This is a genomic window from Methylobacterium sp. D54C (genome assembly GCF_053345595.1).
The window spans coordinates 1-325 of the sequence record NZ_JBKFAK010000158.1 but is presented as its reverse complement, the minus strand read 5'-3'; the positions used below and the strand labels follow the sequence as shown (position 1 = coordinate 325).

The window sequence follows — 325 nt, the reverse complement described above, 5'->3', positions numbered from 1 at the left end:
GGCCGAGGGGCTGACGTCGAACAGGATCTCGGCCTCCGTGCGCCAGCCGCAGAGGACGCCGAGCCGGCCGTAATCGGCCCGCTCCTCCGGGCCGGCGACGATCCGCTCGGCGGCCTCCCGCTGGAACATCAGCACGGCCTGGTCCCACCAGGGCGGCCAGACCTCCCCGTCGAGCCAGCCGGTGAGCAGGGCGGTCCCGACATTGTAGGGCAGGTTGGCGACGACCCGCGCCGGGGCCTCGCCCCCCAGCGGCCGCGGGACGAACGCCAGGGCGTCGGCGTCGCCCACCTCGAGCCGGCCGGGATAGTGGGCGGCGATCTCGGCG

Annotated in this window: 1 protein-coding gene; it reads right to left on the bottom strand. The window is 76.0% G+C overall.

The window, feature by feature from the left end; all coding sequences use genetic code 11:
- Positions 1-325, bottom strand: a 325-nt coding sequence (locus ACLBYB_RS32970) for an rRNA adenine N-6-methyltransferase family protein (protein ID WP_447701401.1), incomplete at both ends; no start/stop codon positions are given.